The 14,929-nt window shown below is 55.0% G+C and carries 11 protein-coding genes; all 11 read left to right on the forward strand.

Annotation, left to right across the window (positions count from 1 at the left end):
* Positions 1–82 precede the first annotated feature (82 nt).
* Positions 83–1,717, forward strand: coding sequence for a bacillithiol biosynthesis cysteine-adding enzyme BshC (gene bshC, locus AC2TF6_RS08995; protein WP_491310750.1), 1,635 nt, complete (start codon positions 83–85; stop codon positions 1,715–1,717).
* Positions 1,718–1,765: 48 nt separating this feature from the next.
* Positions 1,766–3,028, forward strand: a complete 1,263-nt coding sequence (locus tag AC2TF6_RS09000; protein ID WP_491310751.1) for an adenosylhomocysteinase — start codon at positions 1,766–1,768, stop codon at positions 3,026–3,028.
* 195 nt (positions 3,029–3,223) lie between these two features.
* Positions 3,224–4,318 carry a DUF4349 domain-containing protein gene (locus tag AC2TF6_RS09005; RefSeq protein WP_491310752.1) on the forward strand — a complete coding sequence of 365 codons (1,095 nt, stop codon included), beginning with the start codon at positions 3,224–3,226 and terminating at the stop codon, positions 4,316–4,318.
* A gap of 187 nt (positions 4,319–4,505) precedes the next feature.
* The gene (gene mraZ, locus AC2TF6_RS09010) at positions 4,506–4,943 is read left to right on the forward strand and encodes a division/cell wall cluster transcriptional repressor MraZ (RefSeq protein ID WP_326052825.1); all 438 of its coding nucleotides are present in this window, start codon (positions 4,506–4,508) and stop codon (positions 4,941–4,943) included.
* A 44-nt stretch (positions 4,944–4,987) separates the two neighbouring features.
* Positions 4,988–5,938 (forward strand): 16S rRNA (cytosine(1402)-N(4))-methyltransferase RsmH, encoded by a 951-nt coding sequence (rsmH, locus tag AC2TF6_RS09015; protein WP_016423472.1) that lies wholly within the window; start codon positions 4,988–4,990, stop codon positions 5,936–5,938.
* 13 nt (positions 5,939–5,951) lie between these two features.
* Positions 5,952–6,374, forward strand: a complete 423-nt coding sequence (gene ftsL, locus AC2TF6_RS09020; RefSeq protein WP_491310753.1) for a cell division protein FtsL — start codon at positions 5,952–5,954, stop codon at positions 6,372–6,374.
* Positions 6,375–6,409: 35 nt separating this feature from the next.
* Positions 6,410–8,743: a penicillin-binding transpeptidase domain-containing protein gene (locus AC2TF6_RS09025; RefSeq protein ID WP_491310754.1), complete on the forward strand. Its 2,334-nt coding sequence runs from the start codon at positions 6,410–6,412 to the stop codon at positions 8,741–8,743.
* A gap of 85 nt (positions 8,744–8,828) precedes the next feature.
* Positions 8,829–10,781 (forward strand): stage V sporulation protein D, encoded by a 1,953-nt coding sequence (locus tag AC2TF6_RS09030; RefSeq protein WP_218228403.1) that lies wholly within the window; start codon positions 8,829–8,831, stop codon positions 10,779–10,781.
* Between the two features lie 100 nt (positions 10,782–10,881).
* Positions 10,882–12,369: a UDP-N-acetylmuramoyl-L-alanyl-D-glutamate--2,6-diaminopimelate ligase gene (locus AC2TF6_RS09035; protein WP_491310755.1), complete on the forward strand. Its 1,488-nt coding sequence runs from the start codon at positions 10,882–10,884 to the stop codon at positions 12,367–12,369.
* Positions 12,366–13,790: a UDP-N-acetylmuramoyl-tripeptide--D-alanyl-D-alanine ligase gene (locus AC2TF6_RS09040; RefSeq protein WP_491310756.1), complete on the forward strand. Its 1,425-nt coding sequence runs from the start codon at positions 12,366–12,368 to the stop codon at positions 13,788–13,790. The genes AC2TF6_RS09035 and AC2TF6_RS09040 overlap by 4 nt, the downstream gene beginning before the upstream one ends.
* A gap of 175 nt (positions 13,791–13,965) precedes the next feature.
* Entirely contained in the window at positions 13,966–14,928 is a 963-nt protein-coding gene (gene mraY / locus AC2TF6_RS09045) for a phospho-N-acetylmuramoyl-pentapeptide-transferase (protein WP_491310757.1), read from the forward strand.
* Position 14,929 lies beyond the last annotated feature (1 nt).

Below are 14,929 nucleotides of genomic sequence, written 5' to 3' on the forward strand. Positions count from 1 at the left end.
TTTGACGTCAAGGTCAATGCCGTGTACAATCAATTAAGAGTAAAAATCCGACAGTGGTTACGGGGGAGGCGGCTGCAGAGAGATGCCGTGGAAAGCTTATCAATGGAAGAAGAGCCAACCTTTAACCGAGGATTACATCCATCATTTCGACCGTGTGTCGGCATTGTTTGATTATAATCCATGGGACAAAGGAAGTTTGCATCGCCGCGCCGAAGCTGTCCGACAAACGGAAGCGAACCGGGCGGACCGGAAGCGTCTGGCCGAGGTGCTGCTTGAATATAACCGCCGTATCGGCAACCGGGAGACGGCGCTGAGTGCGGCTGCCGGTCTGACCGAGGAGAATTCGCTTACCGTAGTGGGAGGCCAGCAGGCAGGCCTGTTCGGAGGGCCGCTGCTTGTCATCTACAAAGCGATTACCGTTCTTATCGCCGCGAGGCAAGCTCAGGCGGAGCTGGGTACGCCAGTCGTACCGGTATTCTGGATCGCCGGAGAGGATCACGACTTCGATGAGGTCGACCACATCCAGGTGCAGCGTCCGGAACTGGACGTACATAAACTATCGATCCGTCGTCCGTGGAATCTGCGGACATCCGTCAGCCGCTGGCAGGCGGATGAACAGACGTGGGAAGATGCGCTCCGCCGGCTGGATGAGTCGCTGCCGGACAGCCCGCATAAGACGGAGCTGCTGAGCCGCCTGCGTTCGTCCATGAACGGCCTGGCCACGCTCAGTGACACGTTCGCCGGCTGGATGGCTGCGCTGTTCGGCGACAGCGGGCTAGTCCTCCTCGACGCGGACGATCCCGCCCTGCGCAAGCTGGAGGCGCCGATGTTCACGCGTCTCATCGGCGCTAACGAGCTTCTCGCGGCCGCCCTGATGCGCGGCCGCCGCGAACTTGAGGCGCTCGGCTATACGCCTCAAGTGGACGTGACGGACGAACAGTCGCATCTGTTCGTCATCGACCCGAGCGGCGAGCGAGTCCTGCTGCAACGCAGCGGGGAAGGCTTCGCCGACAAGAAAGACCTGCGCGCCTACAGCAGGGAAGACTTGCTGGCCCTCGCGGAGAGGGAGCCGGAACGCCTCAGCAACGGCGTTCTTTCCCGCCCGCTCATGCAGGAATTCCTGCTTCCGGTGCTGGGCACCGTGCTCGGACCCGCGGAAGTGGCCTACTGGGCGATGACGCGGGACGCGTTCGCGCTGCACGGCATGACGATGCCGATTGTCCTGCCGCGGCTGGAGTTCACGCTCGTCGAAGATGCCGTAACGAAATGGATGGACCGGTACGACCTGTCCATGGATGACGTGAAGGCAGGCATTGACGAGCGTAGAGAAGCGTGGCTCCGCGCGCAGAGCCCTTTTCCGGTTCGGGAACGGTTTGAAGAAGCGCGCGGGCGCGTGAAAGAGGTGTACACCCCTCTCGTGGACTCGCTTGCCGCTATCGAAGCGGGACTGCCGGAGCTGGGGCATACCAATCTGGATAAGATCCTTCACCAGATCGAGTACCTGGAACGCAAGGCGGAGCAGGCGCTTGCCCGCCGGCATGACACGGCCTTATCCCAATGGAAGCGCATTGAGCTGGCTCTGATGCCGCTGGGCAAACCGCAGGAGCGGGTATATAACGTGTGCGCTTATTTGAACCGATACGGGGATAAATGGCTCCAAGAGCTGCTTGAGGCGGATTTACCGATGGACGGGGGCCACTACCTGGTTTATATTTAACTAGACAGCCTATATAGAAGATTTTAGCAATCGAGGAGGAATAGTTGAATGAACGCAGTAGAACGCAGCATCGTAGCGGATCAATCCCTGGCGCCCGAAGGGCATTTGAAAATCGATTGGGTTCAGGCGCATATGCCGGTATTAAACCGTATCCGCGAGCAGTTCGAGAAAGAGCAGCCGTTTCGCGGCCTTAAAGTAGCCATTTCTCTTCATTTGGAAGCGAAAACCGCCTATCTGGCGAAAGTCGTTCAAGCGGGCGGAGCGGAAGTGACGATTACGGGAAGCAACCCGCTGTCCACGCAGGATGACGTTTGCGCGGCTCTGGCCGAAGACGGCATCACCGTGTTCGCCAAGTATAATCCCGACCCGCAGGAATACAAAGAGCTCATGATCAAAGCGCTCGAAACGAAGCCGGATCTGATTATTGACGACGGCGGCGATCTGGTAACTATTCTTCACTCGGAGCGCAGAGACTTGCTGGCAGGCGTGCGCGGCGGATCGGAAGAAACGACGACCGGCATTCTGCGCCTGAAGGCGCTTGACAAGGAAGGCCGTCTGGAGTTCCCGATGGTGGCCGTAAACGATGCGTTCTGCAAGTATTTGTTCGACAACCGCTACGGAACCGGACAATCCGTATTCGACGGAATCAACCGTACGACCAACCTGGTGGTCGCCGGCAAAACCGTTGTCGTGGTCGGCTACGGCTGGTGCGGCAAAGGCGTTGCGATGCGTGCCAAAGGTCTGGGCGCTCAAGTCGTCGTTACGGAGATCGACGCGATTAAAGCGGTCGAGGCTTACATGGACGGATTTACCGTTCTTCCGATGTCCGAAGCGGCTAAAATCGGCGATTATTTCGTGACGGTGACGGGCAACCGCGACGTGATCCGCGGCGAGCATTTCGAAGTGATGAAGGACGGCGCGATTTTGTCCAATGCGGGGCACTTCGATGTGGAGGTCAACAAACCCGAACTGGCAGCCCAGTCTTCTTCCGTGCGTACGGTACGCCGTAACATCGAAGAATACCAGCTGAAAGACGGACGTAAGATTTATCTCCTGGCGGAAGGACGTCTGGTTAACCTGGCGGCGGGAGACGGCCATCCGGCGGAGATTATGGATATGACCTTCGCGCTTCAAGCGTTGTCGCTCAAGTACGTGAACGACCGTTACGAAGAGATCGGTAAAACCGTCGTGAATGTTCCTTATGAGCTTGATGAGCAGGTAGCGCGTTACAAGCTGGAGTCGCTCGGCATTTCCATCGACCGGCTTTCCGAGGAGCAGAAGGCTTATCTGCAAAGCTGGCAAGAGCATTAATCTATTGAATGGTTAGAAATCGCTTCTTGTTTCCGGTGTATAACCGGAAGCGGGAGGCGTTTTTTATTGGCTGTATTTGCGGCCGCAGATGGCTGCAAGGAGCGGGAAATTTCCCGAACGGATTTGCAACTTCCCCGATAAGGATGCGTCAAAAAGAATGAATAGAAAAATATGGAATAACCATAGGGGGGTCTTATGAAACACAACCATCCGGTAAGGGGAAGGAAGCAGGAAAGGGACGGAGACGGCAAACGGGACAGCTTTAGAATAGCAAGGCAGGGATTGATCGTCGCGCTGCTTATAGGTGCAAGCTTGACGGGTTGCAGCGCTGCCGATAAGGGAACTTCAACGGCCGATCAGAAATCGGGGGTCGCTGCAAATACTTCCGCGAATACGGAAATGATGAAGAAAGAAGGCGCGGACAAGCAAGCCGATGGAAATAGTGCCTCCCCGGCACCTGCCGCCGTTAATCCGTCCGCAACTCCGGCGGCCGCAGACGGATTTGACCGCAAGGTGATCTACAAGGGGAATCTCGCAGCCGAAGTGGAGGACTACGCCAAAGCGCAGAAGGCACTGCGTGAGCTGGTTACAGCGAGCGGCGCGTATATCCTGCAGTTTACCGAAGACAACACCGCCTCCGAAATTGGGGGCACGTTTACGATCAAAGTCGCAGCGGGAGGTTTTCCTTCGCTTCTCGACGGCATCGAGAAAATCAGCCCCACCCGGCAAAGAAATATAACGGGTCAGGACGTGACGGAGGAGTACGTGGACCTGACTTCCCGGCTTAAAGCGAAGGAGGTCGTGGAAGCCAGGCTGCTGGCGTTTATGGAGAAGGCGACGAAGTCCGACGAGTTGCTCGCTTTTTCCGCGGAGCTTGGCAAAGTCCAGGAAGAGATTGAACGGATCAAAGGCCGGATGCGTTTTCTGGATCAAAATGTAGAATATTCGACTGTAGAACTGAAGCTGTATCAACCGAAGGAAGGGGCTCTTCTAAAAGGGGCCGGAACGCCTTTCGGCAAGCAGATTGGAAGTACATTTACCAAAAGCGTGGACTTTATGGTTATGATTTTTAAAGGCCTTGTCATTTTTATAACGGCTTTGATTCCTGGCGCTGCTATCGTTCTGGTCATTGGGCTGCCCATTTATTTTTTCCTCCGGTCGAGAAACAAGCGCCGAATCAGGCAAGCGGAAGCACAGAAGCCGGCGCAAGCCTCCGATGATCAGCCGCTTGAGGACAATGCGGCCCCGGTGCCGCAAGCCGAACAACAAGATCCGGAAAAAGAGAAATAATCAAATTATCCACAGTCTGGTGCTCTGCGCCGGACTTTTTTTATTTTTTAGCCGACTTATCCACAAAATGAGAAAAATTAATTTTAACGATTTATGCTTAATAGAAGGATTTTGCGTGTAAATGAAGAAGTAAACATACTGAAGTGGAGAAAAGTGGTGCAAAGTGGGGCGAAAGGGGCGAGGGTCAATGTTTATGGGAGAATACCAGCATAACATTGACGAGAAGGGCCGGCTTATTATTCCGGCTAAGTTTCGCGAAGCCCTCGGATTATCCTTTGTCGTCACCCGCGGTTTGGACCAATGTTTGTTTGTGTACCCTAAGTCTGAGTGGAGCGTTCTGGAACAGAAGCTGAAAGCACTGCCGCTTATGAAAGCCGATGCGCGCGCTTTTACGCGTTTTTTCTTTTCCGGGGCCACGGAAAGCGAGCTGGACAAGCAGGGAAGGGTCAATATTCCGAACAACCTGGTGGAGCATGCCAAACTCGAGAAAGACTGCGTTGTGCTCGGCGTTTCCAATCGAGTCGAGATTTGGAGCAAGTCGGTTTGGGAAAGCTATTTTGAGCAGTCGGAACAGTCTTTTAACGAAATTGCCGAGAAGCTGGTTGATTTCGATTTTGACTTATAACATCACGAGTAAGCTCTGCGAGTTACTTAGGGAGGGAAATGGGTTTGTTTCATCACATCACCGTTTTAAAAGAAGAAGCAGTTGACGGTCTACACATACAACCTGACGGCGTATACGTGGATTGTACGCTGGGAGGGGCGGGACACAGTTCCTTAATCGCCTCCAGACTGGGTCCGGAAGGACTTCTGATAGCCCTGGATCAGGACGATGCGGCGCTTGCGAACGCCGAACACATACTCGCGCCCTACCGGGACCGAGTCAAAATTGTCAAAACGAACTTTCGACGAATTGAAGAAGTGCTCCGGGATGAGCCGAGAGCGTTCCGAGACGGGGCCCCGCAGGTAAACGGAATTTTGTTTGACCTTGGAGTTTCCTCGCCTCAGCTCGATGAGGCGGAACGAGGATTCAGCTACCACCAGGAAGCCGAATTGGATATGCGCATGGACCGCAGTACGGAGCTTACCGCCAAAATCATCGTGAACGAGTGGCCGGAAGCCGAAATCGCCCGCATCTTGTTCGTATACGGGGAGGAGAAATTTTCCCGCCGTATAGCAGGCGCTATCGTAAGAGCCAGGGCGGACGGCCCGATCGAAACGACAAGTCAACTGGTCGAGCTGATTAAGGAAGGCATCCCCGCAGCCGCGCGGAGAACAGGCGGACATCCCGCCAAAAGAAGCTTCCAGGCTTTGCGGATTGCCGTTAACGACGAACTCGGGGCTTTCGAGGACGCGCTGCATCAATCGGTGCGGTGCCTGGCTCCGGGCGGGCGGATTTCCGTCATCACGTTCCATTCGCTAGAGGATCGTATATGCAAACAAATTTTTAGCAGCTATGTGGGACGGTGCACCTGCCCTCCGGATTTCCCCATGTGCGTATGCGGAAACACCGGTGTGGTGAAGCTTGTGAACCGAAAGCCGATTACAGCAGGTTCTGCTGAACTCGAACACAATACCAGAGCCAGATCAGCCAAATTACGAATCGCAGAAAAGCTGTAATCAGGAGGAACTTATGCCCGGATATATCCAAGGAAATTTAGCCGAAAAGTCGACAGCAACCAGTCAACGCGTGACCGTTCGGGAAACGAAGAAAGTGATTGTCAAAAACAAGCCGCTGCCTGTCGGAGAGAAGCTCATGTATTTGCTTTTGGTTATAGTCTGCGTGCTCGTTGCGACCGGAATCGTATGGCGCTACACAACCATCTATCAGATCAACAGCGAGATTAAGACGACCAAGACCGAGATTACAACGCTCAAAGCGGAAAACGATGCCAACCAGCAGGAAGTTCAGAAGCTGAAAGACCCGGAAAGACTCGAAGCCATCGCGAAGGAAAAAGGGCTTAAGCCTGCCGGCGACGATCAGGTCAGACAAGTGACGCCTGGTTCGGGTAAAGCCTCCATAGATAAGAAAAGTTCCGTCGCGGCGGGTCGCTAGCGGGCAGGCAATTTCGATTTGAGGTGGGGACGTACATGGTTAAGAAAATGAAAATGCGCTCACTACTAATTGGAGGGTTTTTTACCCTTCTTTTTATTGTTTTTTTAGGCCGGATTTTATGGATCCAGGGAGTCAGCGCCAGCAAGCTTCTTAGTGAAGCGGAGAAAAGGTGGGAAACCGACCGGGTCGTGCCGGCCGAGAGGGGCAAGATTCTCGACCGGGAAGGCCGGATTCTGGCGGAAGAGGTTCCGGCCTACTCGGTTTCGCTGAATCCGAAAGTGATCTATCAGACAGGGCTTGCGGACGATATTACGGCCGGGCTGACGGAGATTCTAAAAGACAACTCGGATTCTCCAAACCTGTCCGATAAAATCAAAGGCCTGGCTACGAAGAAAAGAGCGGTAGATCCTGCGGCTGCCCAGTCAAATGCAGCCAATGCAGCCGAGGACGATAAGAAAGACAACAAAAAAGACGCGAAAAAAGAGCCGAAGCCCGAGGACGCCTATCTGGTCAATGTCGAATTGAACAACGAAGGCAAAAACATCGACAAGGCGAAAGCCGATCAGGTGCAGCAGCTCGTTAAGAAACTCCAGCAGCAATTGAACGATAAAGATAAAAAGAAATACGGTACTCAGGCCGATGTGGGCATTTATCTTACGACCGGGAAGAAGCGTTATTACCCGGGCAATTCTTTGGCCGCGCATATTCTTGGGTATACAAACCGTGAAGGCAAGGCGAGCATGGGCATCGAGGCGCAGCTGGACGAACAGCTCAAAGGAACGCCGGGCTCGCTCAGCTATAACAGCGACAAAAACGGTGTCGAGCTCGTTCAAAGCAAATCCGTGTATGTGCCTCCCGTTAACGGAAATTACGTCAAGCTGACGATTGACAAAAATATTCAATATTATATGGAGAATGCCCTCTCCAAAGTTATGGATCAATGGCACCCGAAAAGCCTGATGGCGATTGCGGCCGATCCGAAAACGATGGAAATTTTGGGGATGGCCAGCTACCCGAATTACAACCCGAATGAATTTTGGAAGGGCGGGGACCAGACCAATCACAACGTCCAGTCCCAGTACGAGCCGGGTTCCACGTTTAAGCTGGTTACGCTGGCGGCTGCGGTGGAGGAGGGGGTTTTTAATCCCGGGGCAACTTTTAAATCGGGTTCCGTCCAAGTTCCCGGTCGAAAACCGGTTTATGATCATAACAGAATCGGATGGGGGCCTATTTCGTACTTAGATGGACTGAAAAGATCCAGTAACGTGGCTTTTGTCAACTTGGGTTATAAAATGCTCGGTGTCGAGCGTTTGAAGGATTATATCGACCGGTTCGGTTTCGGTAAAAAGACAGGCATTGATTTGTACGGCGAGGTTGCCGGACAGACGAATCTTGCCTACGAGGTCGACTATGCGGCGGCTACGTATGGACAAGCATTGACGGCAACGGCCATTCAGGAAGCGGCCGCGTACGGAGCGATCGCAAACGGCGGCAAGCTGATGTGGCCGCATGTCGTGAAGGAAATCATTGACCCGAAGACCCAGCAGCCTATTCAGAAAATAGAACCTAAAGTCGTCGGACAGCCGGTTAGCGCCGCGACGGCCAAAAAAGTCGGCGAATATCTGGAGCAGGTCGTAGCGGATCAAGTGAAGGGGACCGGTAAAGACGCCTACATCGAAGGCTACCGGATCGCGGGCAAAACCGGTACCGCCAACAAAGTCGTGCCGGGACAAAAAGGATATGCCGCCAACAAGTGGGTCATTTCTTTTGCCGGTTTTGCGCCGGTGGAAGATCCGCAGTTCGTTCTCATTATCATCGCCGACGAGCCTGAGCTGGGAAATAACTACCTGCTCGGCCACTATGTGGCGGCTCCGGCTTTCAAAGAAATCATGCAGAACTCCCTTCGTTACCTGCGCATCCCGTCCAGCAAGCAGCAGACTGAGGTCACGCCGGTTCAGACGTCCACGCAGAAAGCCGTGGATTTCGGCAACATGACGGCGGCTCAGGCAAAAGCTGCGGCGGAACGCGCCGGAGTGGACATTGAAACCGTAGGCCAGGGCGCCAAGGTGGTAGCCCAGTATCCGAAAGCCGGCACCGAGATCGGCCCTTACCAGCGGGTATACCTTGCGATGCAGGCTCCCGCGGAGATCGCGGTACCGGATATGAAAGGCAAGGCGCTGCGGGACGCGCTCGAGCTTTGTACGCTGCTCGGCATCCGCACCGCGAGTACCGGCGAAGGCTACGTCGTCTCCCAGGCTTTGCAGGGCGAAGGAAGCGGCCGCGTGCTTACGCTGCAGCTCCAGCCTCTGGGAGGAGAAATCTTAACGCCGCCGGAAGAGAAGCAGGCTGTCCCGGAAAAGTCCGAATAAGTCGGACGTGCCTGTTCTATCCCCTGCTTGTTCGGAATAGTCATGAGAAGAACGGTCATGACTTGTCTGGAAGGGGAGCGAATCCATGCGAGTGTCCAGCTTTACCGTGCGGCGCCGGTTGTTTGCCGCACTCATTTTGGGAACGGTCTTGTTCGCCGCTCTGATCATCCGGCTGGCGTATGTGCAGCTTTGGCTCGGCCCGGGTTTATCGGCCAAAGCGGAGGACTCTTGGCGGCGGGAGATTCCTTTTATGGCCAACCGCGGCGAGATATGGGACCGCAACGGAGAGAAACTGGCGTATAACATCAGCACGCCGTCCATAATGGCCATTCCGGTCCAGCTTAAAGATCCGAATGCAACGGCGGCGAAGCTTGCGGAAGTTTTGCAGGCGCCCGTCGATTCGATTTACAAGCAGATTACGAAGCGGGAACGCATTAACGAGATCAAGCCCGCCGGACGGAAAATTACGCTGGAGAAGGCGCAGGAGATTAAAGCCCTGAACCTGCCCGGTATCGTGGTAGCCGGCGATAACCGCCGCTATTATCCGTTCGGCAGCCTCGCGGCGCATATTCTCGGTTTCACGGGAACGTACAACCAGGGGCTTACGGGTGTGGAGAGCAAGTATGACAAGCTGCTCACCGGCATCAAAGGCAATGTCTCTTATCTGGCAGATGCTGCCAATCGCAAAATGCCGGGTTCCACCGAACAGTATAGTGAGCCGAAAGACGGTCTGAACCTGCAACTGACGATCGACCAGCACTTGCAGGCGGTGCTTGAACGGGAGCTGGACCAGGCGATGGTGAAATACCAGCCGAAGCACGCCATCGCTATTATGATGGACCCGAACAATGGGGAAATTCTCGCCATGGGAAGCCGGCCGACTTATGAGCCCGGCAATTTTGGGAAATACCCGGTGGAGACGTATAACCGGAATCTTCCGATCTGGATGACGTACGAGCCCGGCTCAACGTTCAAGATCATTACGCTGGCCGCCGCGCTGGAAGAGAAGAAAGTCGATTTGAAAAACGAAAGATTCCATGATCCGGGAGCTATCGAAGTCGGCGGAGCGAGGCTGCGCTGCTGGAAGCGCGGCGGGCACGGGAGCGAGTCGTTTCTGGAAGTCGTGGAAAACTCCTGCAATCCCGGTTTTGTCGTTCTGGGACAGCGCCTGGGCAAGGAAACCCTTTTCGACTATATCAAGCGTTTCGGCTTCGGAAGAAAAACCGGAATCGACCTCGGCGGAGAAGAGAACGGAATTATGTTCAAACCTTCGCAAGTGGGTCCGGTCGAGCTTGCGACGACCGCTTTCGGACAGGGGGTATCCGTTACGCCGATTCAGCAGATCACAGCCGTTTCGGCGGCGATTAACGGGGGTAAGTTATTCAAGCCGCATGTCGCTAAATCATGGATAGAGCCCGAAACGGGGCGTGTGATCGAAACGGTCAAACCGGAGCTGGTGGATACGGTAATCTCGGAAGCGACGTCGAAGCAAGTCCGCGAGGCGCTGGAAAGCGTCGTGGCGAAAGGGACCGGCGGCAATGCGTTCATTGACGGCTACCGGGTCGGGGGCAAGACGGGGACCGCCCAGAAAGTCGTAAACGGCCGTTATTCGCCGAACGAACACATCGTATCCTTTATCGGATTCGCTCCGGCCGACAATCCCAAGGTGGTTGTCTATGCAGCGGTCGATGATCCCCAGGGCATTCAGTTCGGGGGATTGATTGCCGCTCCGCTTGTCAAGAACATCATGCAGGATGCGCTCCGGTACATGAAGGTGGAACCGGACAAAAACCAGTTGACCAAAAAATATAAATATGGCGAAACGCCGGTTGTAGAAGTGCCCGATCTGGTGGGAGCCACCGTTCAGGATATCTACGAAGACCTGAACTCCGACTTCCTGATTGCCAAGTCCGGCACGGGAAATACGGTGATCAGCCAGGCGCCGAAGCCGGGGACGAGAGTAGACCGGGGTTCAACAATTCGTGTATACTTATCTAATCCGCCGGAAGGCGCTATGGACAAAAAAGAGGGGCGCTGATTGTTTCGGCGCTTCTTTCTTGTCAGGCTTTTGTCCATACTGATAGAAAGAACACATAGAATAGCAAATGAAACGTGCCAATGGTGGGAGGCGATTTGACATGGAGCTGAAGGAATTGGCTTCTCAGCTTTTAATTTGTCAACTCATAGGTGAAGAGACAACAGAAATATCAGGCATCGCTACCGATTCCCGTCAAGTACGCCCCGGTGATTTATTCGTCTGTGTGCCCGGATTCGTGTCCGACGGCCACGACTTTGCTCCGAAAGCGATAGAGCTCGGGGCGGCAGCGCTTGTGACGGAACGGAAACTGGAGCTTGATGTTCCGCAGTTGATCGTAAAGGACGCCAGATACGCGATGTCGGTTTTATCGGCTTGCGTTTACGGATTCCCGAGCCGGAAGATGAAAGTGATCGGCATTACGGGGACGAACGGCAAAACGACGACAAGTTTTCTGGTCGAACATATTTTACGTGACCAGGGCTTCCGGACGGGGCTCATGGGCACGATTTCCGCCAAGATCGGTTCGGAGTTTATTCCTATGGAACGCACGACGATGGAAGCCTCAGATCTGCAGAGGACTTTCCGGCTTATGGCGGACGAAGGAACCGACTATTGTGTCATGGAAGTGTCTTCCCATGCGCTTGATCTGGGCCGGGTCAAAGGAGTCCGTTTCCGCGGAGGCGTTTTTACAAACCTGACGCAGGATCATCTGGATTATCACGAAACGATGGATAAATACGAGGCAGCCAAAGGACTTCTGTTCTCACGCATGGGGAACGAGTTTACAGGGGATGCCGGAGATAAACAGTATGCGGTTTTAAACGCGGATGACCCTTCGGCGGAGCGTCTGGCCAAATTGACCTCGGCGGAAGTCATTACATACGGAGTTACCCGGGATTGCGACGTCAAAGCGACCAACATACGCATTACGGCCAAAGGGACGGAATTCGACGTGGTTTCCTTTGCGGGAACGGAGCCGATGCGCATGAAGCTCGTAGGTTTGTTTAACGTTTATAATGCGCTGGCAGCCATTTCCGTATCCCTTGCCGAAGGGCTTTCTCTGTCCCGAATCCGGGAAAGCCTCGGCAGCATGCCGGGAGTGGACGGCCGCATGGAGATTGTCGATGAAGGCCAGGAATTTCTCGTCCTGGTGGATTACGCCCATACGCCGGACGGTCTCCGGAACGCGCTCGGTTCGATACGCGAATTTGCGCAGGGCCGGATCAAATGCGTGTTCGGATGCGGGGGAGACCGCGACCGGACGAAGCGTCCTCTCATGGGGAAAGTGACAGGGGAGCTGAGCGACGATGTGTACGTGACCTCGGACAATCCACGGACGGAAGATCCCGGCGCGATCCTGCTCGACATCGTTCCCGGGCTGGTCGAAGCGGGCGTCGACGAGAGCCGTTATAAGCTTCTTGTCGACAGACCGGAAGCGATCCAAAAGGCTATTGAAGAGGCAGGCCCTCAGGATGTAGTATTGATAGCGGGAAAAGGACATGAAACCTACCAGGATATCGCCGGAGTCAAGCACGATTTCGATGACAGGCTGATAGCCCGTGCCGCATTAAGGAGGTTACAGTCATGAGAAAACTTCCATTAACGACTATAGCCGAGCTGGCCGGTGCGAAGCTGCTGATGCCGCCGGGATCGGATAACGGCGCCGACGGAATCGTGATTGACGCGGTATCCACGGATACGCGTACGATCGCGCCCGGAAGCTTGTTCGTTCCTCTCGTCGGAGAACGCTTTGACGGGCACGAGTTCGCGCCGGATGCCGCCGCCAAAGGCGCTTCGGCCGCTTTGTGGCTGGAAAGCCGGCAGGAAGGCCGTCCGGAAGGACTGCCGCTTCTACTGGTCGACGATACGCTGACCGCCCTGCAGAAGCTTGCGCACGCGTACCGGAAATCATTGAACGTTAAAGTGGTCGGCATTACGGGCAGCAACGGGAAAACGACCACGAAGGATATGATGGGGGCCGTTCTCGGCACGGTATACAACGTACACAGAACTAAAGGCAACTTGAACAATCACATCGGTCTTCCGCTTACGCTGCTCCAGCTAGACGATACGACGGAAGTGGCCGTGGTCGAAATGGGGATGAGCGGCCGTTGGGAAATCGAGCTGCTCTCCGAGATTGCGGAGCCGGATATCGCGGTCATTACGATGATCGGTGACGCTCATCTGCTGCAGCTCGGCTCCCGCGAAGAGATTGCCCGCGCCAAGACGGAAATTCTCAGCGGTCTGAAAGACGGCGGCACCTACGTGTTCCACGGGGATGAGCCGCTGCTGCCGCTTGTGCTTCCGGAAATGAAGCAGCCGGCCCGTTTGAGCCAGATCCGCTTCGGGCGCGGTCATACGAACGATTTGTACCCCACTTTTATCCGAATGGACGGGGAAGGCACCCATTTTTCGATCAACCCGAGCGGTTCGGAAAGTGACAAGGATGCGCAGAAGTACTACATCCCGCTTCTTGGCGAGCACAATGTCGACAACGCTTTGGCGGCTATCGCAGTAGGCACCGCGCTGGGAGTTCCCGATGCGGACATACGCAGAGGACTGGCCGGCATGCAGATGACCGGCATGAGAATTGAGAAGCGTCTGACCCCTGGTGGGGTGACCGTGCTCAACGACGCTTACAACGCTTCGCCAAGCTCCATGAAAGCCTCCATCCGGCTCGTCGAGCAGTTGGAGGGATATCCGCGCAAATATGTGGTCCTTGCCGACATGCTGGAGCTGGGCGAGGATGAAATCCGGTATCACCGGGAAATCGGCTCCCTTCTGTCGCCGGACGCTTTGACGGGCGTATATGCCTACGGGCCGCTCGGCAGACAGATCGCGGAAGCAGCCGGGGAGTCGTTCGGTCCGGAACGCGTCCGCTGGTTCGAGGACAAAGCGGAATTAACCGCAGCGCTCCACGCTGCATTGAAATCGGGGGATCTCGTTCTGATCAAAGGGTCCCGGGGGATGAAGCTGGAGGAAGTGGCGGAGGAGCTCTTGGCAAAATAGGCGCTAGCGCCGCAACCTGGCGGCGTCTGCCGCCGTCAGAGAAGCATAAGAGCAAACTCATCCGGCTTGGACGGTAGCTGCTGAATCGGCAGGCTTAACCCGCTTGCCGTGTCTATACCCGAATCGAAACACGGAGCAGCTTTCCGGCAGGAGAGCTTGTAGGAGGATATCAAACGTGGAGTTAAAAGTGATCTTATTCACGATGGGAGTCGCATTTCTGCTCGCTCTTATCATGGGCCCTCTGTTCATTCCGCTACTTCGGAGACTGAAGTTCGGACAGACCATCCGTACGGAAGGCCCGCAAAGCCATCAGAAAAAACAAGGGACGCCGACCATGGGCGGCATTATCATATTGATCGCGCTCGCGATTGCGGCGCTCCGGTTTGCCGACAGCAATACCGAGCTTTGGATTCTGCTGATCGCGTCGCTCGGATACGGGCTCGTCGGTTTTCTCGATGACTATATCAAAATTGTGTTCAAGCGCTCTCTCGGCCTCACAGCCAAGCAGAAGCTTATCGGCCAACTGGTCGTATCCGCCGTAGTCTGCGTGCTGCTTGTTACGTCCAATCACAGCACGACTTTGTTCGTGCCGGTGCTGGATATTTCCTTTGATACAGGCTGGCTGTATTTCCCGCTGATGACGATTCTGATGCTTGGCGCATCCAACGCGGTTAACTTTACGGACGGCCTTGACGGTCTGCTTGCAGGCACGAGCGCGATCGCGTTCGGCGCTTTTACGATCATCGCGATGAACAATACTCAACCGGAAGCGGCTATCTTTTCGGCAGCTATGGTGGGTGGCGTTCTCGGATTTCTTGTGTTCAATGCGCATCCGGCGAAAGTATTCATGGGCGATACCGGCTCGCTGGGAATCGGCGGAGGTCTGGTAGCCGTGGCGATCATGACCAAAGCGGAGCTCCTGCTTGCGGTGATCGGCGGCGTTTTTCTGATTGAGATCTTATCGGTTGTCATCCAGGTTATTTCGTTTAAAACAACAGGCAAACGCGTCTTTAGAATGAGCCCGATTCACCATCACTTTGAACTGGTCGGCTGGTCCGAGTGGCGGGTTGTCACCACTTTCTGGGCAGCGGGTCTTGTTTTGGCGGCACTGGGACTATACATGAATGAGGTGTTGTAGC

This window comes from Paenibacillus sp. JNUCC 35, from assembly GCF_058269095.1.

Coding starts and splice junctions, on each gene's coding strand:
- mraZ (WP_326052825.1), top strand. CDS start 4,506: ATGTTTATGGGAGAATACCAGCATAACATTGACGAGAAGGGCCGGCTT.
- AC2TF6_RS09040 (WP_491310756.1), top strand. CDS start 12,366: ATGAGAAAACTTCCATTAACGACTATAGCCGAGCTGGCCGGTGCGAAG.
- AC2TF6_RS09030 (WP_218228403.1), top strand. CDS start 8,829: ATGCGAGTGTCCAGCTTTACCGTGCGGCGCCGGTTGTTTGCCGCACTC.
- bshC (WP_491310750.1), top strand. CDS start 83: ATGCCGTGGAAAGCTTATCAATGGAAGAAGAGCCAACCTTTAACCGAG.
- AC2TF6_RS09025 (WP_491310754.1), top strand. CDS start 6,410: ATGGTTAAGAAAATGAAAATGCGCTCACTACTAATTGGAGGGTTTTTT.
- ftsL (WP_491310753.1), top strand. CDS start 5,952: ATGCCCGGATATATCCAAGGAAATTTAGCCGAAAAGTCGACAGCAACC.
- AC2TF6_RS09000 (WP_491310751.1), top strand. CDS start 1,766: ATGAACGCAGTAGAACGCAGCATCGTAGCGGATCAATCCCTGGCGCCC.
- AC2TF6_RS09035 (WP_491310755.1), top strand. CDS start 10,882: ATGGAGCTGAAGGAATTGGCTTCTCAGCTTTTAATTTGTCAACTCATA.
- AC2TF6_RS09005 (WP_491310752.1), top strand. CDS start 3,224: ATGAAACACAACCATCCGGTAAGGGGAAGGAAGCAGGAAAGGGACGGA.